Origin of the sequence: Streptomyces durmitorensis (assembly GCF_023498005.1) — a bacterium.
Taxonomy (GTDB): Bacteria; Actinomycetota; Actinomycetes; order Streptomycetales; family Streptomycetaceae; genus Streptomyces; species Streptomyces durmitorensis.
In genome coordinates this window covers 7,433,846-7,455,863 of the sequence record NZ_CP097289.1, presented here as the reverse complement: position 1 = coordinate 7,455,863, position 22,018 = coordinate 7,433,846, and the positions used below count along the sequence as shown (strand labels likewise).

Here is a 22,018-nt window from a genome sequence, read left to right as displayed (position 1 = left end):
GACGGAGGTGCAGGGCGATGGCCGGATTCCGGAGTCTCGCGAGACAGGTGCGTGATCCGCTGAGCGATTTGGCACTGCGACGGTACTCGCTGCGCAAGTGCCTGGAGAGGTTCGCCCCTTACGGCCACCGGGCGACCTGGGACCATTTGTGCTCCCGGGCGGGCTTCGGGCCCGAGGACCGGTCGCCCGACCCGGCGCGGCTCGTGGCCGCGCTGGATGAACTGGAAGCGGCGCGGGCGGTCTGGCTCGCCTACGAGGAGGGCTTCGCCGAGCGCCGCCGCAAGGAGAAGCACGACGGGCTCCGCAGCCCCGGCAGCGTGGACGACTGGCACCGCTGCACCTGGGGAGGGTGCGGGGTCGCCTGGTGCGACGACCCCGGCGTCCACCCCGCCGCATCACTCGCCGAGGTACTGCGTCGGCTCATAGCGGCGCTCGAGCGTGAGCCGGGCACGGTCTGCCCGGTGTGCGCGCAGTCCGATCTCGTCTGGACACACGGCCTGGCGCACGAGCCTTCCTCGGGCGCCGTCTGCACGGGCTGCGGCATCGTGGTGCCGGCCCCGGTGCTCACGCCCGCCGCGATGGCACGGGCGCGGGCACGGCGGGAACGGCCGCTGGTCTCGGCGTGACGTCCGGCCGCCGTGGCGGCCAGGGCGAGAGGACCTAAGGTGTCGCGACGTCCCACTGGATGGCCAGCTTGAACTCGGCGAACATGAGCGGCGCGGCGATCTTCACGTCACCCGCGCCGCGTGCCGATATCTTCAGGCCGACCGGTGTCTGCGGGTGCACGAACATCTGCCAGGTGTGCGTCCGGTACTGCCCGCCCTTGGTGGGCACCCAGTCGGTGGTGGCCGTCGAGTCGTACCCCGTGGAGCCGCCGAGGGGGTCGCGCACGTAGCGGGCGCGGTACTCGGTGGGCCGGCTGTCCGGCTCCCAGAAGATCATCGCCGACAGGGTGCCCCAGCCGTCGTGGCTCGGCCAGATGAGCCCGGACCGGGCGTCGGGGAACTGCGAGGGGTTCGTGCTGCCCTTGCTCGGGTCGTGCATGTGCCACGGGTCGTACGACTCCTCGGTGTCCGCGTACGGAAACCGTACGAGGTGGTAGCCGTCGCTGTCGTACGTGATCTTCTGTCGGCCCGTGCGCGCGGAGTCCCACTTCAACGAACAGATGGCGATTCCCATCGGCGCTCCCCCTGCGTGTCGTCGTCTGTGCTGTCCTGTGGTGATGCAGGTATGTCTGAACGGCGCCCGCGGCGCGGGCGATGGTGCGTTGATCCCGTTGTCCCCCGGGGCGATGGCCGAGTCCGCGGCAGAGGCTGTCGCGGTCGGCGCCCGGGATGTCCATGTACACCCCAAGACCCCTTGTGGACAAGACACGTTGGCGCCACGCGCGGTTGCGGCCGCGCTGGAAGCCGTCCGGTCCGTGACCTCCGTCCCGGTCGGGGTGACCACGGGAGCCTGGGCCGAACCGGACCCGGCCGAGCGGGTCGCCCACATCCGCGCGTGGACGGTGCTGCCCGACCACGCGTCGGTCAACTGGCACGAGCCGGGCGCGGAAGCGGTGGCCGGGGCGCTCCTGGACCGGGGCGTGGGCGTGGAGGCGGGCATCTGGTCCGGCACGGACAGCGCGGAACGGTTCACGGCGTCCGCGCTCGGACCGCGGGTCCTGCGGGTCCTCGCGGAGGTGACGGACCCCGACCCCGCGACGGCCCGCGACTCGGCCCGCGCTCTCCTCGCCGCCATCGGACGGGCGCACGGCCGCCCCGTCCTGCTGCACGGCGAGGAGGGCGGCACCTGGCCGGTACTGCGGCTCGCGGGACGGCTGGGGCTCGCGACGCGCATCGGCCTTGAGGACACGCTGGTCCTGCCGGACGGGGAACGGGCCGCGTCCAACGCCGAGTTGGTGGCGGCGGCGTTCTCCCTGCTGAGCAGGCCGCTCTCCTGAGGGGGCGGCGAGACGCTACCAGTCGCATATTGGATCGCTCCAGCGCTTTGTCGTCGGCACAGTGGACGTCGATGACCGTCGTAGAACCCAGGAGCCCGTCCCATGTCGACGCTGCGCGTGACCGCAGAAGTACTGACCATCCATGAGCATCCCAACGCCGACGCCCTCGAACTGGCCCAGGTGGGCCTGTACCGCGCGGTCGTCGCGAAGGGCGCGTACCGCACCGGGGACGTGGCGCTCTACATCCCCGAGCAGTCCGTGCTTCCCGCGCCCCTGATCGAGGAGTTGGGGCTCACGGGCCGGCTCGCGGGCGGCAAGTCGGACCGGGTGAAGGCGGTACGGCTGCGGGGCGAGCTGTCACAGGGCATCGTGTGCCGGCCGCGTGCGCTCGCGGAGGTCGACCTGGCGCGGGCGGCGGCGCGGGGCACGGACTTCGCGGAGCGGTTGGGCGTGGCCAAGTGGGTGCCCCCGATCCCGCCCACCATGAACGGTGACGTGGAGTCCGCACCGGATCTGCTGCCGTGGGTCGACATCGAGAACATCCAGCGCTACCCGGACATCTTCGCGCCCGGCGAACCGGTGGTCGTCACGGAGAAGCTGCACGGCTCCGCCTGCCTGCTGACGTACGTCGCGGACGGGGGCGGGGGCGGGGGCGGGGGCGGGGGCGGCCGGGTGCACGTCTCGTCGAAGGGCTTCGGTTCCAAGTCCCTCGCGCTGAAGGAGGATCCGCGCAATCTCTACTGGCGCGCGGTCCACGGCCACGGGGTCGCGGCGGTGGCGGCGGCGCTGGCCGAGCGGCTCGGGGCGCGCCGGGTGGGCGTCTTCGGCGAGGTGTACGGGGCGGGGGTGCAGGATCTCGCCTACGGCGCGGACGGTCGTCGGGAGACGCTGGGGTACGCGGTCTTCGACGTGAGCGCGGAGATCGACGGTGAGGTGCGCTGGCTGGACCCGGCGGCCGTGCTCGCCGGTGAACTCCCCCTGGTCCCGCGCCTGTACGAGGGCCCGTACGACGCCTCCCGCGTCCTGGAGACCGCCACGGGCCGCGAGACGGTGTCGGGCTGCGCCCTGCATCTGCGCGAGGGGGTCGTGATCCGCCCTGCGGCCGAGCGGTACTCGCCCGTGACGGGGGGTCGCGCCATCGCGAAGGCGGTCAGTCCCGCGTACCTGACGCGGAAGGGTGGCACGGAGTACGAGTAGCGGTGTACCCCGCTGCCGGGGTGGGCGCCTGGTCTCACCCGCCCCGGCGGGCGTTCCGCCGAACGGGCCTCTCCCACCCACCCGCCCATTACCCCGCATCCGCCCCTGAACGAACAAGCTTTCCCGCCCACCCACCCGATTGCCCCGCAGCGACAAGGGGTGAGTGGGGTGGGGTGTTCCGCATCGCAGGGGGTGGGTGGGGAGCGGAACCGACACAGGGCGGGTGGGGGGACGCAACCGACACGGGGTGGGTGGGGAGTCGTACAAGAGTGGGGTGGGTGGGGAGCGGAACCGACACAAGGCCCGCGGGAGGGGGCGGAACCGACACGGGGTGAGTGGGGAGTCGTACAAGAGTGGGGTGGGTGGGGAGCGGAACCGACACAAGGCCGGTGGGGGGGGACGCAACCGACACGGGGTGGGTGGGGAGTCGTACAAGAGTGGGGTGGGTGGGGAGCGGAACCGACACAGGGCGGGTGGGGGACGCAACCGACACGGGGTGGGTGGGGAGTCGTACGCGAATGGGGTGGGTGGGGAGCGGAACCGACACAGGGCCGGTGGGGGGACGCAACCGACACGGGGTGAGTGGGGAGTCGTACAAGAGTGGGGTGGGTGGGGAGCGGAACCGACACAAGGCCGGTGGGGGGGGACGCAACCGACACGGGGTGGGTGGGGAGTCGTACAAGAGTGGGGTGGGTGGGGAGCGGAACCGACACAAGGCCGGTGGGAGGGACGCAACCGACACGGGGTGGGTGGGGAGTCGTACAAGAGTGGGGTGGGTGGGGAGCGGAACCGACACAAGGCCCGCGGGAGGGGGCGGAACCGACACGGGGTGAGTGGGGAGTCGTACAAGAGTGGGGTGGGTGGGGAGCGGAACCGACACAAGGCCGGTGGGGGGGGGACGCAACCGACACGGGGTGGGTGGGGAGTCGTACAAGAGTGGGGTGGGTGGGGAGCGGAACCGACACAAGGCCGGTGGGAGGGACGCAACCAACACGGGGTGGGTGGGGAGTCGTACGCGAATGGGGTGGGTGGGGGACGTACCCGCGGGGTGGGCCCGTAGCCGTGGGACCCCGTGCCCCACGGACTCGCAGTCGGCAGCGCTCGTGAGGGGACGTGCCGGTATGTCTGCCCGGAGCACGGTTCGCGGCGCTCCAGCAGCGAAGTAGCTCTGCGGCCACCGGACGATAGCGAGGACGGACATACCGGCGCGGCCCCGCCCCCAAGACAGCCCCGCACCGCCCCGGGCACCGGCCCGCACCTCAGCACCCCCTGTCGTCCACCACCCTCACCCCGTCCGCGATCCCGACGACCAACACCCGCGTCCCCTCCTCCAACGGGCGCCAGCGGTGCGGCAGTTCGGCCGCGCAGTACAGCGTGTCGCCCCGTTCCAGGCGGTACACGGAGCCGTCCGCCTCCACCTCGGCCGAGCCATCGGCCACGTACAGGATCTCGTCGTTGCGGTGGCGGTACTCGCGACCCCAGTCGTGGTCCCCGGTGAACTCCAGCGCGTGCAGCCGCTGATGACCCCGGACCAGCGGCCGCATCCGGGCCTCGCGCGCCCCCTCCCCCTCCCCCTCCCTCACGGAAGCCGATCCGCCGCGCACCACATCCACCGGCCGCGGCGGATCCGCCGCGGCCAGGAGCTGGACGGCCGTCGTGTCCAGGGCGTCGGCGATGCGCTGCAGGGATCCCATGCTGGGCCGGGAGCGGCCGTTCTCCACCTGGCTGAGGAACGGCGCCGACACCCCCGCCCGCGCCGCCACATCGGCCAGCGTCAGATCCAGGGCGCGGCGAAGCCTGCGAATCCCGGGACCGATCCGCGGAGTGCCCGCCTCGCTCGCGCCACTCGGCTCGCCCGCCTCACTCGACTCGCTCGATTCAGTCGTACCCATATCGCTGAGCCTATCCCTTGAGTTAACTTCTTTCGCGCTGCTTAAGAAACTTAAGCAGCCGACAGCGAGTATCGGACAGCGAAAGGACTCACCCATGCCCCCCGTGGACCAGAATCAGCGCCGCCGCCGCGGCACCGGCCTGATGGCCCTGGACGAGGACGCCAGTTACGGCGGCTACACCCTCTTCGCGCCGCTCACCGGCAACGGCGAGGTCTACCTCATCGACGCCCACGGCGACATCGCCCACCAGTGGAACCTCCCGCACCGCCCAGGACGCCACGCACGGATCCTGCCGAACGGGAACCTCGCCTACAGCGGCGTACTGCCCGACGAGCCCGCGCTCTTCCCCATGTGGCACAAGTACCGCGGCGGGATCATGCAGGAGATCGCCCCGGACGGCACGGTCCTGCGCGAGCACCGCGACCGCTACCAGCACCACGACGCGCACCACTACGGCGACGGGCGGCTCCTCTACACCGCCCTCGAACCCCTCACCGGCGCGGACGCGGCAGCCGTACAAGGCGGCGTGCCCGGATCCGAGGCCGGATCCGACGCCGGCCGCGGCACCGTATGGGCGGACACCATCGTCGAAGTCGACGCCGAGGGGAACACCACCTGGGAGTGGAAGGTCTCCGAGCACCTCGGCCGCGCGGACTTCCCCCTCCACCCGGACTACGCCCGCGAGCACTACCCCCTGATCAACAGCGTCCTGCCGACGAGCGACGGCAACATCCTCGCCAGCTTCCGCTCGGTCTCCGCCGTCGTCGTCATATCCCGCGAGACGGGCGACATCATCTGGCGCTCCGAGCCCGGCGTCGTCTCCCAGCAGCACTGCCCCACCGAACTGCCGAACGGCAACTTCCTCGTCTTCGACAACGGCGTCTTCCGTCCGCACTGGGACGTGCCGTTCAGCCGGGTCATCGAGATCGAGCGGTCGAGCGGAAAGGTCGTCTGGGAGTACCACGACCCGGCACGCGAAGCGTTCTTCGCGCCCTTCATGGGCAGCGCCCAGCGCCTGCCGAACGGCAACACCCTGATCACCGACTCCCCCGCGGGCCGCCTCTTCGAGGTCACCGCGGACGGCTATCTGTGCTGGGAGTACGTCGTGCCGTTCTTCGGCGGCTATGAAGAGGAGGAAGTCCGCAAGCTCTTCCCCTCCGAACCCAACGCCGTCTTCCGCGCCTACCGCTACGCCGCGTCCGAACTCCCCTGGCTCACGCCCACCCCGACGCCCGCACCGACGCCCGCACCAGCAAAGGGCTGACCCCCATGGTCGCCCCCGTGACCCCCGTGGCCCCCGCGGTCGCCCCCGTCGACGAGCGCCTCCCGCTGCCCCGTCTCGCGCCGCTCGCCCTCCAGCACCTGCTCGCCGGGATCGCGGCCCCGGTCTCCTCGGTGATCCTGATCGGCACGACGCTGCGCCTGACCGCCGCCCAGACGGCATCGCTGCTCAGCGCCACGCTGGTGCTGTGCGGCATCGGGGCGCTTCTCCAGTCACTCGGCGTGCGGGCGCTGCGTGTCGGCGCCCGGCTGCCGTTCCTGATGCTGCCGGGCGGGGCCGCGGTGGCGATCTTCCTGCAGATCGGGAAGGAGTACGGGCCCGCGACGGCATCGGGGTCCGTGCTCGTCGCCGCCGCCTTCCTGATCTGCGTACTGCCCTTCTACGGCCGCATCGTGCGGCTGTTCCCGCCCCTGGTGATGGGGACGACCGTCGTCCTGATCGGCATCAACATGGTCAAGGTGACCGCGCCGATGGTGGCGTCGGGCCCCGGCCCCGGCTTCGCGACGCTCGGCGTCATCGCGGTCCTCTTCCTCGTCCTGCGGGGCGTATGGCGGCAGATGGCGGTCCTCCTGGGCCTCGTGGGCGGCACCGCCATCGCGCTCCTCCTCGGCACGGACATCCATCTCGCGTCCGGCGCCGCGTTCGCGCTGCCGGACCCGTTCCCCTACGGCGCCCCGCACTTCGACCTGCTCGCCGCGATCCCGCTGCTCGTCTTCGCGCTCGCCTCGCTCGCCGAGGCGACCGGGCAGACGGTGCTCAACAGCGAGGCGGTCGGCCGCACCCCGGACGCGGGCAGGGACGTACCGCGCATCGCCCGCGCCGACGCCCTCGTCTCGCTGGGCGCCGGTGTCTTCGGTACGTCGCTGATGGTGACCAGCGCCGAGAACATCGGCATCGTCCAACTGACGGGCGTACGCAGCCGGTTCGTCACGGCAGGCGCAGGCGTGCTGCTCGTCGTCTGCGGTCTCCTCACCCCGCTGACACGACTGCTCGCCGCCATCCCGGAGCCGGTGGTCGGCGCCGCGGGCCTGGTCATCTACGCGGTGATCGCCGTGCTCGGCTTCAGCATGCTCTCCCGGGTCGACCTCACGCACGGCACCGACAGCATCGTCGTCGCCCTCGCCCTGGTCGTGGGGTTGCTGCCGGTGATGACCCCCGGCCTGTACGCACCGCTGCCGCCCTGGGCGCACACGATCTTCGGCAGCGGGGTGGCGGCGGGGGCGCTCGCCGCGGTGATCCTGAGCGCGGCCTTCCGCCACCTGGGGCCACGCGAACGGCCCGAGGTCACGGCACCAGAGACCACGGCACCCAAGACCACGGCACCCGAGGCCGCAGCGCCCGAGACCACTAAGTCCGAGGCCGCCGCTCCACCAACAGACGGGAGCCGGTGAGGCGATCGCCGAAGACGTCGTCCGGGTTGGACAGCACGCACGTCTCCAGGGAGAGACAGCCGCAGCCGATGCAGTCCGTGAGGTGATCGCGCAGACGGCCCAACTGATTGATGCGCTCGTCCAGTTCCGAGCGCCAGGTCTCCGACAGGCGCGCCCAGTCCTCGCGGGTGGGGGTGCGCTCCTCGGGGAGCGAGTCGAGTGCCTCGCGGATCGTGGCGAGGGGGATGCCGACGCGCTGGGCGGCGCGCACGAAGGCCACGCGGCGCAGCGCGTCACGGTGGTAGCGGCGCTGGTTGCCCGACGTGCGGCGGCTGGAGATCAGGCCCTTGGACTCGTAGAAGTGCAGGGCGGACACGGCCGCGCCGCTGCGGGCCGACAACTGGCCGACCGTGAGCTCGTGGATCTTCTCTGGGATCTGGGGCACCCCTCACACCCTAATGGCTGCTCCGTCGGCCATGGATGACTGGTCCGTTGACACACGTCGGCGCACACAGCATGCTGAGCAAGCGCTTAGTTCGAATACTTTGAGGAGGCCAGGGACATGGCAGAGCCGAGGATCTTCGCGTCGCCGGACGACCTGCGTGCCGGGGTCGGCGAGCAGCTGGGACACAGCGACTGGCTGGAGGTCGACCAGAAGCGGATCGACCTGTTCGCCGACGCAACGGGCGACCACCAGTGGATCCACGTGGACGCGGAGAAGGCGGCGCAGGGCCCCTTCAAGACGACCATCGCGCACGGCTATCTGACGCTGTCGCTGCTGCCGAGCCTGGTGCCGCAGGTCATGCGGGTCGAGGGCATGAAGATGGGTGTCAACTACGGCACCAACAAGGTCCGTTTCCCCTCCCCCGTCCCCTCGGGCTCCCGGGTGCGGGCGACCGCCGTGCTCAAGGAGGTCGAGCAGACCAAGGACGGCGGCGTGCAGGTGACCGCCGTGGTCACCGTCGAGCGCGAGGGCAGCGAGAAGCCCGCCTGCGTCGCGGAGTCGGTCTCCCGCTACTACTTCTGAGGGCGCCCGGGAGCTTCGGAGCTCCGGGGCTCAGGAGACCCGCTCCTGAGCACCCACCATCCGCAGCACGAGGTCGGCGTAGAGCGCGCCGACCTCGTCGGGCGTCCGGTGGCCCGCGACGTTGAACCAGCGGGCCACGTCGATGCAGAGCGAGAGCACGGCCAGCGTGGTGCCCGGCACGTCGGGGACGTCGAACTCCCCGTCCCGCACCCCGTCGTTGATCATGTCCCGCACGGCGGCGTCCGACTGACGGCGCAGCGCGACGATCTCCGTGCGGTGCTCCTCGCCGAGCGCGTCCAGCTCATACTGGACCACGCGCGCGGTGGTGTGGTGGTCGGCGTGCCAGCGGACGAAGGAGCGCACGGCCTCCGCGAGGCGCTCCGCCGCGCTGCCCGGACCGTCGGCCGCGGTGCGCAGGACCAGCAGGGCCTTGTCGTGGCCGATCCTGCTGATGCGGTGGAGCAGCTCTTCCTTGGTCTTGTAGTGGATGTAGAGCGCCGCCGGGCTCATGCCGGCGCGGCCCGCGATGTCCCGGGTCGTCGTCGCGTGGTACCCACGCTCGGCGAAGGCCTCGACGGCGGCGATCAGCAGCCGCCGCGCCGCATCAGGCGTGACCTCGCCCCATGGCAGGTCATCGCCCTCGGTCTTCTCCGCCGTGCTCATCGCCCACTCCTTCCGCCGGTCGGGAGGGACACCATACCCCTGACGGTGAGCAAGCGCTTAGGACGCCGGTCAGGCCACCGGCTTGAACGGGTCGTGTTCGGCGAGAATCTTCTCCAGACGGGCCTGGTCCACGCGGCTGACGAGCTGGTCCGCCTCCTGTCTGTCCCTGATCACCTTGGCGAGGGTGAACGCGGACGTCGTCAGGTACAGGACGGAAATGGCGAGGAAGGCGCGGATCCAGCCGCTGACGTCGAGGCTGTAGATGCCGACCGCCGTCGCGCCGAGCGCCACGGCGAACGACGCGACCGCCTGACCGTAGTAGGCGGTGGTGCTCTGCTGCTTGACCGGTGTCTCACTCATGATCAGAGCCTCGCCCGGGAGCGGCGGCGCCACATCCGCTCCCGTACTCAGCTCCCGTACTCAGGTCACCTGCGCAACCGGCGCGCTCAGAAGGCCGAAACCCCTGTCAGCGCCCGCCCGATGACCAGCTTCTGGATCTGGCTCGTGCCTTCATAGAGGGTCATCACGCGGGCGTCGCGCAGCAGTTTGCCCGCGGGGTACTCGTCGATGTAGCCGTAACCGCCGAAGACCTGAAGCGCGTTGTTGGCGGCGCGCACCGCGGCCTCCGATGCGAACAGCTTGGCCTTGGAGGACTCCGTGGTGAAGGGCTGCCCGCGGTCGATGAGGTCGGCGACCCGCCAGGTCAGCAGGCGCGCGGCGTCCACGTCCACCGCGATGTCGCTGATCAGCTCCTGCACCAGCTGGTGCCCCGCGATGGCCTTGCCGAACTGCTCGCGCTCGGTCGCGTACGTCACCGCCGCGTCGAGGGCGGCCTGGGCGATGCCCACGCACCCGGCGGCGACCGACATCCGCCCCTTGGCCAGCGCCGACATGGCGACCGAGAAGCCCTTGCCCTCGGGCGCCATCATGGCCGACGCCGGGACACGGACGTCTTCGAGGGCCAGCTCGGCGGTGGCCTGGCCGCGCAGGCCGAGCTTGCCGTGGATCGTGCGGCGGCTCAGGCCCGGGGTGTCGGTGGGCACGAGGAAGGCGGAGACGCCCTTGTGCCCGGGGGCGTCGTTCGTGCGCGCGAAGAGGAGCACGACATCGGCCCAGGTGCCGTTCGTGATGAACATCTTGGAGCCGTTGATGACGTAGTCGCCGCCGTCGCGCACGGCCTTCGTCGAGAGGTTCCCCGCGTCGGATCCGGTGCCCGGCTCGGTGAGCCCGAAGCAGCCGACGAGCTCCCCGGAGGTGAGCCCCGGCAGCCACTGCCGCTTCTGCTCCTCGCTCCCCCAGTACGCGATGGTCTTGGCCACGAGCCCAAGGGAGACCGACACGATGCCGCGCACGGACGAGTCGCCGCGCCCCAGCTCCTCGGTCACCAGGCAGTAGGCGAGGTGGTCGCCGCCCGAGCCGCCGTACTCCTCGTCGACGGTGAGCCCGAGGAAACCGACCTCGCCGAGCTTCTTCACGATGGACCGGTCGACGCTCTCGGCGCGGTCCCACTCGATGACGTGCGGGGCGATCTCGCGGGCCACGAAGTCCTTGGCCAGCTGCCGGACGGCGGACTGCTCCTCGCTGAGCTCCAGATTCATCGGGGGCACCTCTTCGGATCGACGCTGGGGACCGGTCTTCGGGCCGGATTTAAATTAGCACTGCTAGTTTCTTACGGCAGCCCTACTATGTGCCGCATGGCCCGACCGCGCAAGCCCCTCCTCAGCAGAGATCGCATCGTCGAGACGGCGCGCGCGCTCGTGGACTCCGAGGGCCTCGCCGCCGTCTCGACACGACGCCTCGCCGCCGAGCTCGGGGTCAGCGGACCCTCGCTCTACAACCACTTCCGCACGAAGGACGAGATCCTGGAGGCGGTCGCGGACTCGGTGAGCGCGCAGGTCGACCTGTCGATGTTCGAGGCCGCCGACGAGCGCGACTGGCGTACGGCGCTGCACGACTGGGCCGTCTCCTACCGCGCGGCGCTCACCCTGCACCCCAACATCGTTCCGGTGCTCGCGAGCGGCCCTGGCCGCCGCCCGGCCGGACTGCGGCTCGCGGACGCGGTGTTCGGCGCGATGGTCGACGCGGGCTGGCCCGCCGCGCAGGCCACGTCGATCGGCGCGCTGATGCGGTACTTCATCATGGGCTCGGCCCTCGGCTCCTTCGCCGGCGGCTTCGTGGACGACGAGACCGCCTACGACCCGGCCGACTATCCGCACCTGGGCCAGGCCCACCTCCTGGCCGAGCGCCAGCAGGAGATCGACGAGCGGGCCTTCGAGACGGGCCTGCGGGCACTGCTCGACGGGCTCGCGCTCCAGTACGCGCAGGTGACGGCGCCCATCGGATGACGGTCCTGCGGCCGCCGGAGGACTCTTCGGTGTGCACCGAACCGTTCCCGTCGCATCCTTGAGCCATGACGGATCCCGCCACCCCACGCCTCGCCGCGCTCGCCGGGCTCATCGCCGACGAGACGCGCGCCGCCTGCCTGCTCGCGCTGCTCGACGGCCGGGCCTGGACCGCGGGCGAGCTGGCGCGGCACGCGGGGGTCGCCGCCTCCACGCTGAGCGAGCACCTGGGGAAGCTGGTCGCGGGAGGGCTGCTCACCGAGGAACGGCAGGGGCGGCACCGCTATGTCCGCCTGGCCGACGCGCGGGTGGCACAGCTGGTCGAGGATCTGACCGCGTACGTGCGGCCGGGCGGGGCCGCGGCCAGGCCGCCGCGCACGCTGCGGGAGTCCAGTGCGAGCGGGGCGATGGCGCGCGGGCGCACCTGTTACGACCACCTGGCGGGCCACTTGGGGATCACGATCACCCGGGCGATGACGGAGCGCGGGCTGCTGCGGCAGGACACGGGGTTCGCCCTGACCGACCAAGGGGTCGGCTGGTTCGGGCAGTTGGGCATCGCCCTGGAGCGCACCGGCAGGCGCCCGCTGGCCCGCGCCTGCCTCGACTGGACGGAGCGCAGGCCGCATCTGGCGGGGGTCGCGGGCGCGGCGCTGTGCCGCCACGCTCTTGACGCCGGGTGGTGCGTGCGGATCGGTTCGGAGCGGGCGGTCAAGGTGACACCGGCGGGGGCCCTGGCCCTGGAGACGCACCTCGGTATCGCCGCACCCGATAAGTAGATGTAAGGTGCATCTGTCTTGTCGGGTGAAACATGGACGTAACACGGGAGTGAGCCGTGCGGCACTCAACGGATGGCAGGCGCGAGCCACTTGGGGCCCTGCCCTTCGCCGCTCACGTCCTGCGCGGCCAGGCGCAGGTCACCTTCCTGCCCAGCGCGGCGGCAGGGGCCATCTTCTGCGTGGCGCTCTTCGCCGCGGGCTGGCAGTACGGCCTCTACGGCCTGGCGGGAACGGCCGTCGGCACGGCCACGGCGCGACTCCTCGGTGCGGCGCACGACCGCGTGTCGACCGGCCTCGAAGGCTTCAACGCCTGCCTCACCGCGCTGTGTTTCGCCGTGTTCCTCGGCGCCGGACACCTCTCCACGGCCGCGCTCGCCCTCGCGGGCTGCGTGGTGGTCACGGTCGTCACGGCGGCGGCCGTCAACCTCCTCGCCGTCTGGGACCTGCCCTCGCTCACGCTGCCGTACTGCCTGCTCGCGAGCGCGACGACGATCGCGGCACCCGGCTTCGAGCGGGTCTGGCACCACGGGGACGCCCTGGCCGCACTGACGCGCGCGGCGACGGGTCCCACATCCCTCCAACTCGACGACCTGGCACGGGCGTTCTTCGCGGACTTCGCCCAGATCTTCTTCATGCCGCAGTGGTACGTCGGCGCGGTGCTGCTCGTGGGCCTCTTCGTGGCGAGCCGTCGCGCGGGGGCCGTGGCGTGCCTCGGCAGCGCGGTCGGGATCGGTTCGGCGTGGGCACTCGGGGCGCCGGCCGCGCAGATCGCGGACGGCACGATGGGATACAACTCGGTGCTCGTCGCGCTCGCGCTGTGCGGCGTTTTCCTCCCGGCGCGGGGCGCGACGCTCGCGTACGCGACGGTGGGCGCGGCCACCGCGACCGCCGTCAGCGCGGCGATGTCGGCGCTCCTCGCGCCGTCCGGCGGCCACACGTTCACCTGGCCGTTCGTCCTGACGACGCTCGCGTTCCTGGCGGCGGCCAGGTCCTTCTCGCGGCTGCGTACGACGCATCCGGCGCCGTCGGACGTGACGGCGCCGGACGTGTCGCCGACGGCCGGTGCCGTCAGCGGGAACTCGCCCGCCCCGCAAGCACCTTGATGGAGATCAGGGCGATCACCGCGAGGCCGATGATGTACACGGCGACGGCCATCGACGTGCCCGTCGCCTCCAGGAGCAGCACCATCACGAACGGCGCGAGCCCGCCGCCGAACACGGCCGCGATCTGGTAGCCGAGCGAGGCTCCGGTGTAGCGCATCTCCGCCGTGAACAGCTCCGCGAAGAGCGCGGCCTGCGGCCCGTACATGATGCTGAGGAAACAGCTGGTCACGAAGGTGCCGACGGACAGCCACAGCAGCGAACCGGTGTCGATGAGCAGGAACATCGGCACGGCCCAGACCGCGAGCCCCGCGGCACCAAGGGCGTAGATCCTCAGCCGCCCGATGCGGTCGGAGAGCGCCGCGGACGCCGGGATCAGGGCGAGCTGGGTGAGGCTGACGCAGAGCGAGACGGTGAGGACCGCGCTGCGTTTCATGTCGAGTTCGCGGGTGGTGTAGTCGAGGACGCCGGTGATGATGATGTAGAAGGTCGCGGTGTTCACCGCGAAGGAGCCGCCCGCCAGGAAGACCGTGCCGAGGTGGTGGCGCAGGATGGTGCGCAGGGGCGAGTTGCCGCCTTCGCCGCCCGCGCCCTTCTGGCTCTTCTCCTTCTCGGCGAGTGTGCGCTCCGCCTCGCGGAACTCCGGTGTCTCCTCCACGCGCGTGTGGATGTACCAGGCGAGCACGAGGACGAGGAGGCCGACCATGAAGGGCACCCTCCACCCCCATGCCTCGAAGGTGCTCTCGCTGGTGACGGCCCCGGCGACCAGGAAGACCGTGTTGGCGGTCACCACGCCGATGGGAACGCCCAGTTGGACCAGGCTGCCGTAGAGGCCGCGCTTGCCCTCGGGGGCGTACTCGGTGGCCATCAGCATCGCGCCGCCCCACTGCGCGCCGACCGCGATGCCCTGGAACACGCGGAGGGTGACGAGGAGGATCGGCGCGGCGATGCCGACCGTCTCATAGGTGGGGAGCAGGCCGATGCCCGTGGTGGAGAGGCCCATCAGGGTCAGCGCGAGGACCAGCATGGGCTTGCGGCCGCGCTGGTCGCCGAGATGACCCGCGATGATGCCGCCGATGGGGCGGGCCAGGAAACCGACGGCGAAGGTGGCGAACGCGGCGAGCACTCCGGCGGACGAGCTGCCGGAGGGGAAGTAGAGGTCGCCGAGGACGAGGGCGGCGGCGATGCCGAAGACGAAGTAGTCGTACCACTCGACGGCCGAGGCGAGGGCGGCCGCGGTGGCCACCTTGCGGCGGTGGGGATCCGCCGGGCTCTGCTTCTCGGACTGGGCGGAGTCGGGGTGGGGAGCCGCTGAGGGAGCGGACGGTGCGGGGTCCATGCGGGTGCACACTCCGGTGGGTCCGGGGACGGGACAGGGGGTGGGCGTGTGATTGCAGGGACCGTACCGACCAGTGGGTATGTGGTCAACGGTTCACGCAGAGGGTTCTCTCGCGATGGCCGAACGCCGGCCGGGCTGGAGATATCCAGCCCGGCCGGAATCTTTCAGCCCGTCCGGCGTTTGAGGACGAACTCGGCGAAGCCGGTGATAACGGCAACCAAGGCGCCCGCGTCCAGCAGCACGCGAGGGCCCGGCGCGGCTAGAACACCACCAGCGCCCGCCCGCCCTTGCCCGCCACCATGTTCTCGAAGGCCGCGGGGATCCCGTCCAGCGCGATCCGGTCGGTCACCAGGCCGCTCAGGTCGAGGCGCCCCGCCCGGACGTGCCCGGCGAGGACCGGCAGGTCCACCGCCGGGTCCGAGTTCCCGTACACGCACCCCGAGAGCGTCCGGCCCCAGTGGAAGATCTCCAGGGCGTTGAAGGTGACCTGCTGGTCCTTGCCGCCGATGCCGACCACCGTCGTACGCCCGCCGCGGCGCGTGGACTCCCAGGCCGTACGGATCGTCACCGCGCGCCCCACGCACTCCACCGCCACGTCGACGCCCTGGCCGCCGGTCAGCTTGCGGATGTCCTTCGCCGTCTTCTCGGAGGCGACCACGTACTCCGTCGCCCCCGCCGACCGCGCCAACTCCTCCTTCTCCGGGGAGACATCGACCGCGATGATCTGCGAGGCACCGGCGATCCGTGCCGCCTGGAGTGTCGCGAGGCCCACGCCCCCGACCCCGTAGACCGCCACCGTCTCGCCCTCGCGGACCTTCGCCGAGTGGTGCACGGCGCCGTACCCGGTGAGCACGGCGCAACCGAGCAGCGCCGCATCGGTCAGCGGGACGCCGTCGGGGGCAGGCAGCACGCAGTTGCCCGCGACCACCGTCTCCTCGGCGAAGGCGGCGACGTTCAGGCCCGGGTGGAGGTCGGTGCCGTCGGACGCGCGCTTGGCGTACACGTCGGCGGCGCCGGCCAGCGCGTTCACGCACAGCCACACCTCGCCGAGCGAGCAGGGGTGACAACTTCCGCAGGAAGGCGCCCAGTTGAGGATCACTTCGTCGCCCGGCGCGACATGCGTGACCCCTTCGCCCACGGACACGACCGTCCCCGCACCCTCGTGCCCGAGCACGGCGGGCACGGGCACCCGCATCGTGCCGTTGGTCAGGGACAGGTCGGAGTGGCAGACCCCGGCGGCGGCGAGGCGCACCCGCACCTGGCCCGGGCCCGGCTCGGGCAGGTCGATCTCGGTGATCTCCAGGGGAGAGCCGACGGCGGGCAGAACAGCGGCGCGGACCACGGTGACGTACTCCTTGGATGCGGACTGGGCGCGGACGGAGAGAGGATCAGTTGGGTGCGGACGGAAAAGGGGGATCAGAACTGGAGGGACTTCGTCTGGAGGTACTCCGCGAGCCCGTGCGGACCCAGTTCACGGCCCACCCCCGACTGCTTGTAACCCCCGAACGGGGCAAGGGGGTTGAAGCTGCCGCCGTTGATGTCGACCTGTCCGGTGTCCATGCGGCGGGCGAACGCGATCGCCTCCGCGTCGTCGGCCGCCCAGACCGCGCCCGCGAGGCCGTACACGGTGCCGTTCGCGATCCGCAGGGCCTCGTCCTCGTCCTCGTACCTGATGATCGAGACGACCGGGCCGAAGATCTCCTCCTGGGCGATCGTCATCTCGGGGGTGACGTCGGCGAAGACCGTCGGCTGGACGAAGTAGCCCTGCTCGCGCGGGGATTCGGAGCCGCCGGCGACCACCCGGGCGCCCTCCTCGACCCCCTTGTCGATGTAACCCCGCACGCGCGCCTGCTGCTTGGCGTTGACGACGGGGCCGATGCGGGCGCCGTACTTGGCCGCGGCGTCCGCCGCGAGCGAGACCGCCTCGTCGTACCGCGCGGAGTCCACCAGCATGCGGGTCCACGCGCTGCACGTCTGGCCGGAGTTGGACATGACGTTGGCGACGCCCGCCTTGACCGCCTTGGTCAGGTCGGCGCTGGGCAGGATGACGTTGGCGGACTTGCCGCCGAGCTCCAGGGCCACGCGCTTGACGGCGGCGCCCGCCGTCGCACCGATCTGCTTGCCGACCGCCGTCGACCCCGTGAAGGAGACCAGGTCGACGTCCTCGTGCTCGGCGAGCGCCTGGCCGGCGACCGGGCCGAGCCCGGTGACCAGGTTGAAGACACCGGCGGGGATGCCCGCCTCGTGCGCGGCCTCGGCGAAGAGCTGGGCGGTGAGCGGGGTGTCCTCGGCGGGCTTCAGGACCACCGTGCAGCCCGCGGCGAGCGCGGGGGCCACCTTGTTGACGATCTGGTGGAGGGGGTAGTTCCAGGGCGTGATCGCCCCGACCACGCCGACCGGCTCCAGGTAGACGGTGGAGTTGCCGATCTTCTCCTCGAAGGCGTACGTCGCCGCGAGGTCGGCGTACGAACCGGAGACCAGGATCGGCACGCCCGCGTGCACCATCTGCGAGAACGGGAGCGGGGAGCCGAGCTCCGCCGTCACCGTCTCGGCGATCTCGTCCTTGCGGGCGACCAACTGGTCACGCAGCGCCCCGATGAGCGCGCCGCGCTCGGCGGGCGGGGTGGCGGCCCAGGAGGGGAAGGCCTCGCGGGCGGCTCGCACCGCCGCGTCGACGTCCTGTGCCGTTCCCGCGGGGACCTGGCCGATCGGCTGCTCGTCGGCCGGGTTCAGGACCGTGATCGTGTCCGTGCCGACGGCGGGCCGCCAGGCGCCGCCGATGTACATGCCGTCGTGGGCCTTCATCGCACTCCTCAGGTACTCGTCCGCTAGTCGTCCGCACCCCAAACTAGCGCTGATAGTTTTTCGGCACCAGGGGCATCGGGGGCGAGGCCGGAAGCAGCGCCGCAACCGGGGACATTCACCCCGGCTCGGCACCTACCCCCACGAGCTCCCCCGGCATTCGATTTCGTGCATGTGACAGACACATGTCAAGGTGCCAACTCCCTTGATCTACGCCCGTAGAGCCGCCAGTCTGCTGTTCGCGCCGAGAGCGGAACGCACCGCTCCCGGCTGTGTGTGCGATCACGCACACGCCCCCACAGTTGCGCCGCCCGACCCAGGGCGCGCGCCGCCTATGAGGAGGACTCCCTCGTAATGGCAATGCTGCGCAGCAAGAAGACTGTGATCGCCGCGGCGATCTCGACCGCCACCGCCGCCACTCTGTTCGGTGCGGTCACCGCCCTTCCGGCCCAGGCCGCTCCCGCCGAAGGCACCGTGATCGGGGCCGGCTCGGCCGACGCCGTCAAGGGCAGCTACATCGTCACCCTGAAGAAGAACTCGGACTTCAGCGCCGCCTCGACCCAGGGCAAGGGCCTGATATCGGAGTACGGCGGCTCGGTGAAGAAGACCTTCAAGTCGGCCCTCGACGGATACACCGTGGAGCTGAGCGCGGCCGAGGCGAGACGTCTCGCCGCCGACCCCGCGGTCGCCACGGTCGAGCAGAACCAGCGGGTCAAGGCCGACGCGACCCAGACCAACGCTCCCTGGGGTCTGGACCGCATCGACCAGACGAGCCTGCCGCTGTCCGGCACCTACACCTACCCGGACACCGCGGGCTCGGGCGTCACCGCGTACGTGATCGACACCGGCGTGCGCATCACGCACTCCGAGATCAGCGGGCGCGCGGTGAACGGCTACGACGCCGTGGACGGCGACACCACCGCCCAGGACGGCAACGGCCACGGCACGCACGTGGCCACCACCATCGCGGGCAAGACGTACGGCGTCGCCAAGAAGGCCAAGATCGTGGCCGTCCGCGTGCTCGACAACAACGGCTCCGGCACGACCGCCGGTGTCATCGCGGGCATCGACTGGGTGACGAGCAACCACGCGGCGGGCGCACCCGCCGTGGCCAACATGTCGCTCGGCGGCGGGGCATCCACCTCGCTGGACAACGCGGTGAAGAACTCCATCGCCGACGGCGTCAGCTACGCGGTCGCCGCGGGCAACGAGGGCGTCAACGCCTCCTCGTCGTCCCCGGCACGGGTCCCCGCGGCCATCACGGTCGGCGCCACCAGCAACACGGACGCCAAGGCCAGCTGGTCCAACTACGGCTCGGTCCTGGACATCTTCGCGCCGGGCGTCTCGATCAAGGCGGGCTGGAACACGAGCGACACCGCCACGAACACCATCTCCGGTACGTCGATGGCCACTCCGCATGTCGCGGGTGCGGCGGCGGTGTACTTGGCGGGCCACTCCTCGGCCACGCCTGCCCAGGTCTCCTCGGCCCTGGTGAACGGAGCGACCTCGGGCAAGGTCACGAGCCCGGGCAGCGGCTCGCCGAACAGGCTGCTCAAGCTCGTCCCGTAGTAGCCCGCGACCCGGGGTCGGTACACCGTCCATCACCGGCTCCGCCGCGTTCGTCCTCAGTCGCCGGACGGGCTTTTCCCAGCCCGTCCGGCGGTTGAGGCCCCGCAGGGCTCCGCCTGAGCCCCAGCCCGGCCGCCACCAGCAACAGCCCACCCAGCATCACGAAGGGAGCCGCGACCCCCGCCGCCCCGGCGATGAGCCCCGCCCCGGCAGGCGCGGCGACCTGCCCCAGCCGATTCCCGGTCAACCGCAGCGCAAGCGCGGTAGAACGCGCCCCCTCCGGAGCCGCCTGCACCACCGTCGTCATCGACAGCGGCTGCCCGACCCCCAGACAGAACCCGAGCAGCACCAGCATCACCCCGAGCCCCCACACCGGCACGGGCAGCGCCACCCCCGCGCACAGCACGGCGGCCAGCAGACACGTGACCACGATCAGGACCGTACGGCCGAGCAGGTTGATCAGCGGTGTCATCACCAGGCGGCAGGCGATCGTCGCGGCGGCCCGCAGCGAGAGCAGTATCCCGACCGTCGCGGGCGCGATGCCCCGGTGCTCACCGACCACCGGCAGGTAGGCCGTGAGGATGTCCGTGGCGGAGAGCACCGCGAGGCTGATGAAGATCCCCGCGGGCACGCCACGGGTACGCAGGATGCCGAGCACCGGCACCTTGTCGCCCCGCTCGGACGAGGCTCCGGCGGGACGCACGTGCTCGATGCGCCACAGCGAGGTGAGCGAGACCGCGGCGACCGCTCCCGAGACGAGCAGGGCGAGGGAACTCGTGCGCCCCATGTCCCCGCCGATCAGGGAGCCCGCGGCGATGGGACCGATCAGCTGCCCGAGCGAGGCGCCGATCGTGAAGTGGCCGAAGTTGCGGTCCTGTTCGTCGGGGGCGGACTGCCGCGCGACGATCGACTGGGCGCCGATCACGAAGCAGAGGTGGCCGAGGCCCATCACGCCGCTCCAGGCGGCGAGCGCGCCGAGCGAGCCGGCCGTGCCGCTGAGCGCGCACCCGCCCGCGATCAGGACGACACCGACCGGGAGGAGCGGCGCGCACCGCCCGTGGTCGGTCCTGCGCCCGAGCGGCACGGCGGCGAAGAGCGGGAGCAGGGCGTACACACCGGCGATGACACCGATCGCCCGCTCGTCGGCGCCCAGCGAGAGGGCCCGGTAGGAGACGGCCGGACGCGCCATCGACACCGCCCCCTGCGCGAAGCTGAAGGCGATGACGAGGCGCAGCAACCAGGCGCGGCCCGGTGTCGATGGCATCAGATGATGCCGAAGAGGATTCCGGAGCCGAGCACCACGAGCGAGGTGAGGACGGCCCATTTGACGGTGAACTTGGTGTGGTCGCCGAACTCGACCTTGGCCATGCCGACGAGGACGTACACGGCGGGCACCAGCGGGCTCGACATGTGCAGGGCCTGGCCCGCGATCGAGGCGCGGGCGATCTCCAGGGTGCTGACGCCGTGCGCCTGGCCCGCCTCGGCGAGGACCGGAAGGACGCCGAAGTAGAAGCCGTCGTTCGACATGAAGTACGTGAGCGGCAGCGACAGGAGGCCGGTCACCAGGCCCATCTGCGGGCCCATGCCCTCGGGGATCGCGTCGACGAGCCAGGTGGCCATGCTGTCGACCATGCCGGTGCCCTGGAGGACACCGGTGAAGACGGCGGCCGCGAAGACCATGCCGGTGACGTTGAGGACGTTCTCCGCGTGGGCGGCGATGCGGGCCTTCTGGTCGGGCATGTGCGGGAAGTTGACCGTCAGGGCGAGCGCGGCGCCGAGCAGGAAGAGGACCGGGATCGGCAGCCACTCCATGATCATGGCGGTGAGCAGGACCACGGTGAGACCGGCGTTGAACCAGTACAGCTTGGGGCGCAGGGTGGAGCGGTTGGGGTCGAGCCCCTGGAAGCCGTCGTCGTCATCGGCGTCGTCGGAGGCTTCGGAGACCTCGGAAGCGTCCGTTCCGGATCCCGCTCCCCCGGTGGTCTTCTTCGTGAGCGACATACGCCCGTCGCCGGCGCCGCCACCCGCACCCACCAGAACCGTCTCGGTCGCCGTCTCCTTCTCCAGGACCTCGTCGAGGGAGAGCGTGCCGAGCCGCTTGCGCTCCCGCAGGCCCAGTGCGTACGAGAGCAGGAAGACGGCCACGAGGCCCATGGCGAGCGCCGGGATCATGGGGACGAAGATGTCGGCCGCGTCGACCTTGAGCGCGGTCGCGGCGCGGGCCGTCGGTCCACCCCAGGGCAGGGTGTTCATGACGCCGTTGGCGGTGGCCGCGACGCCCGTCATGACGACGAGGCTCATCTTGAGGCGTTTGTAGAGCGGATACATCGCCGAGACCGTGATCATGAAGGTCGTCGAGCCGTCGCCGTCGAGCGAGACGATGGCGGCGAGCAGCGCGGTGCCCACCACGATGCGCACCGGGTCCGCCTTGCAGAAGCGCAGGATGCCCCGGACGATCGGGTCGAAGAGGCCGACGTCGATCATGACGCCGAAGTACACGATGGCGAACATGAGCATGGCCGCCGTGGGCGCCAGATTCCCGACGCCTTCGAGGACGTAGTCCCCGAGATGGGCTCCCTTTCCTACGAACACGCAGAAGAGCGCGGGGATCAGCACCAGTGCCGCGATCGGCGACATCTTCTTCATCATGATCAGCACCAGGAAGGTGGCGATCATGACGAATCCGAGGATTGTCAGCATGGGGGCTACCTAACGTT

At 71.2% G+C, this 22,018-nt stretch carries 21 protein-coding genes; 10 read left to right on the top strand and 11 right to left on the bottom strand.

What is annotated here, in order from left to right; all coding sequences use genetic code 11:
• The first annotated feature begins 17 nt into the window (after positions 1–17).
• Positions 18–626 carry a hypothetical protein gene (locus M4V62_RS33305; protein WP_249590901.1) on the top strand — a complete coding sequence of 203 codons (609 nt, stop codon included), beginning with the start codon at positions 18–20 and terminating at the stop codon, positions 624–626.
• A 34-nt stretch (positions 627–660) separates the two neighbouring features.
• On the opposite strand, the gene M4V62_RS33300 is transcribed toward M4V62_RS33305, so the two are convergent.
• Entirely contained in the window at positions 661–1,179 is a 519-nt protein-coding gene (locus M4V62_RS33300) for a hypothetical protein (RefSeq protein ID WP_249590900.1), read from the bottom strand.
• A 40-nt stretch (positions 1,180–1,219) separates the two neighbouring features.
• Between M4V62_RS33300 and M4V62_RS33295 the strand changes: the two genes are divergently transcribed.
• A complete protein-coding gene (locus M4V62_RS33295; RefSeq protein ID WP_249590899.1) occupies positions 1,220–1,942 on the top strand; it encodes a 3-keto-5-aminohexanoate cleavage protein in 723 nt (240 codons plus the stop codon).
• A 102-nt stretch (positions 1,943–2,044) separates the two neighbouring features.
• Positions 2,045–3,139 carry an RNA ligase (ATP) gene (locus tag M4V62_RS33290; RefSeq protein WP_249590898.1) on the top strand — a complete coding sequence of 365 codons (1,095 nt, stop codon included), beginning with the start codon at positions 2,045–2,047 and terminating at the stop codon, positions 3,137–3,139.
• 1,259 nt (positions 3,140–4,398) lie between these two features.
• Here the strand turns inward: M4V62_RS33290 and M4V62_RS33285 are convergent.
• A complete protein-coding gene (locus M4V62_RS33285) occupies positions 4,399–5,031 on the bottom strand; it encodes a helix-turn-helix domain-containing protein (RefSeq protein WP_249590897.1) in 633 nt (210 codons plus the stop codon).
• A gap of 94 nt (positions 5,032–5,125) precedes the next feature.
• Here M4V62_RS33285 and M4V62_RS33280 point away from each other — a divergent pair, with 94 nt between their 5' ends.
• The gene (locus tag M4V62_RS33280) at positions 5,126–6,295 is read left to right on the top strand and encodes an aryl-sulfate sulfotransferase (RefSeq protein ID WP_249590896.1); all 1,170 of its coding nucleotides are present in this window, start codon (positions 5,126–5,128) and stop codon (positions 6,293–6,295) included.
• A 17-nt stretch (positions 6,296–6,312) separates the two neighbouring features.
• Positions 6,313–7,704 (top strand): uracil-xanthine permease family protein, encoded by a 1,392-nt coding sequence (locus tag M4V62_RS33275; protein ID WP_425575309.1) that lies wholly within the window; start codon positions 6,313–6,315, stop codon positions 7,702–7,704.
• Here the strand turns inward: M4V62_RS33275 and soxR are convergent.
• Positions 7,661–8,128 (bottom strand): redox-sensitive transcriptional activator SoxR, encoded by a 468-nt coding sequence (gene soxR, locus M4V62_RS33270; RefSeq protein ID WP_249590895.1) that lies wholly within the window; start codon positions 8,126–8,128, stop codon positions 7,661–7,663. The genes M4V62_RS33275 and soxR overlap by 44 nt on opposite strands.
• Positions 8,129–8,245: 117 nt before the next feature.
• On the opposite strand from soxR, the gene M4V62_RS33265 reads away from it, so the two are divergent.
• Positions 8,246–8,710, top strand: coding sequence for a MaoC family dehydratase (locus tag M4V62_RS33265; RefSeq protein WP_249590894.1), 465 nt, complete (start codon positions 8,246–8,248; stop codon positions 8,708–8,710).
• Between the two features lie 30 nt (positions 8,711–8,740).
• Here M4V62_RS33265 and M4V62_RS33260 read toward each other — a convergent pair whose 3' ends face one another.
• The 3 genes from M4V62_RS33260 to M4V62_RS33250 form a co-directional block, all read right to left on the bottom strand.
• Complete coding sequence (locus M4V62_RS33260; protein WP_249590893.1) at positions 8,741–9,373, bottom strand: TetR/AcrR family transcriptional regulator; 633 nt, start codon at positions 9,371–9,373, stop codon at positions 8,741–8,743.
• A 69-nt stretch (positions 9,374–9,442) separates the two neighbouring features.
• A complete protein-coding gene (locus M4V62_RS33255) occupies positions 9,443–9,733 on the bottom strand; it encodes a YiaA/YiaB family inner membrane protein (protein ID WP_249590892.1) in 291 nt (96 codons plus the stop codon).
• A gap of 86 nt (positions 9,734–9,819) precedes the next feature.
• The gene (locus M4V62_RS33250) at positions 9,820–10,971 is read right to left on the bottom strand and encodes an acyl-CoA dehydrogenase family protein (protein ID WP_249590891.1); all 1,152 of its coding nucleotides are present in this window, start codon (positions 10,969–10,971) and stop codon (positions 9,820–9,822) included.
• A gap of 96 nt (positions 10,972–11,067) precedes the next feature.
• Here M4V62_RS33250 and M4V62_RS33245 point away from each other — a divergent pair, with 96 nt between their 5' ends.
• From M4V62_RS33245 to M4V62_RS33235, 3 genes are all read left to right on the top strand, one after another.
• A complete protein-coding gene (locus tag M4V62_RS33245) occupies positions 11,068–11,718 on the top strand; it encodes a TetR/AcrR family transcriptional regulator (protein ID WP_249590890.1) in 651 nt (216 codons plus the stop codon).
• 65 nt (positions 11,719–11,783) lie between these two features.
• Positions 11,784–12,491 (top strand): ArsR/SmtB family transcription factor, encoded by a 708-nt coding sequence (locus M4V62_RS33240; RefSeq protein WP_249590889.1) that lies wholly within the window; start codon positions 11,784–11,786, stop codon positions 12,489–12,491.
• A gap of 56 nt (positions 12,492–12,547) precedes the next feature.
• Positions 12,548–13,594 (top strand): urea transporter, encoded by a 1,047-nt coding sequence (locus M4V62_RS33235; protein WP_249590888.1) that lies wholly within the window; start codon positions 12,548–12,550, stop codon positions 13,592–13,594.
• On the opposite strand, the gene M4V62_RS33230 is transcribed toward M4V62_RS33235, so the two are convergent.
• The 3 genes from M4V62_RS33230 to M4V62_RS33220 all read right to left on the bottom strand — a co-directional run bounded on the left by M4V62_RS33230 (position 13,560) and on the right by M4V62_RS33220 (position 17,735).
• On the bottom strand, positions 13,560–14,930 hold the full coding sequence (locus M4V62_RS33230) for an MFS transporter (RefSeq protein WP_249590887.1): 1,371 nt from the start codon (positions 14,928–14,930) through the stop codon (positions 13,560–13,562). The two genes, M4V62_RS33235 and M4V62_RS33230, sit on opposite strands and share 35 nt — an antisense overlap.
• 259 nt (positions 14,931–15,189) lie before the next feature.
• Positions 15,190–16,272: a Zn-dependent alcohol dehydrogenase gene (locus M4V62_RS33225; protein WP_249590886.1), complete on the bottom strand. Its 1,083-nt coding sequence runs from the start codon at positions 16,270–16,272 to the stop codon at positions 15,190–15,192.
• Positions 16,273–16,346: 74 nt separating this feature from the next.
• Complete coding sequence (locus tag M4V62_RS33220; RefSeq protein ID WP_249590885.1) at positions 16,347–17,735, bottom strand: aldehyde dehydrogenase family protein; 1,389 nt, start codon at positions 17,733–17,735, stop codon at positions 16,347–16,349.
• Between the two features lie 351 nt (positions 17,736–18,086).
• On the opposite strand from M4V62_RS33220, the gene M4V62_RS33215 reads away from it, so the two are divergent.
• On the top strand, positions 18,087–19,301 hold the full coding sequence (locus M4V62_RS33215) for a S8 family peptidase (RefSeq protein ID WP_249590884.1): 1,215 nt from the start codon (positions 18,087–18,089) through the stop codon (positions 19,299–19,301).
• On the opposite strand, the gene M4V62_RS33210 is transcribed toward M4V62_RS33215, so the two are convergent.
• Positions 19,285–20,565, bottom strand: a complete 1,281-nt coding sequence (locus M4V62_RS33210) for an MFS transporter (protein WP_249590883.1) — start codon at positions 20,563–20,565, stop codon at positions 19,285–19,287. The genes M4V62_RS33215 and M4V62_RS33210 overlap by 17 nt on opposite strands.
• Positions 20,565–22,001 (bottom strand): CitMHS family transporter, encoded by a 1,437-nt coding sequence (locus tag M4V62_RS33205; protein ID WP_249590882.1) that lies wholly within the window; start codon positions 21,999–22,001, stop codon positions 20,565–20,567. The genes M4V62_RS33210 and M4V62_RS33205 overlap by 1 nt, the downstream gene beginning before the upstream one ends.
• Positions 22,002–22,018 lie beyond the last annotated feature (17 nt).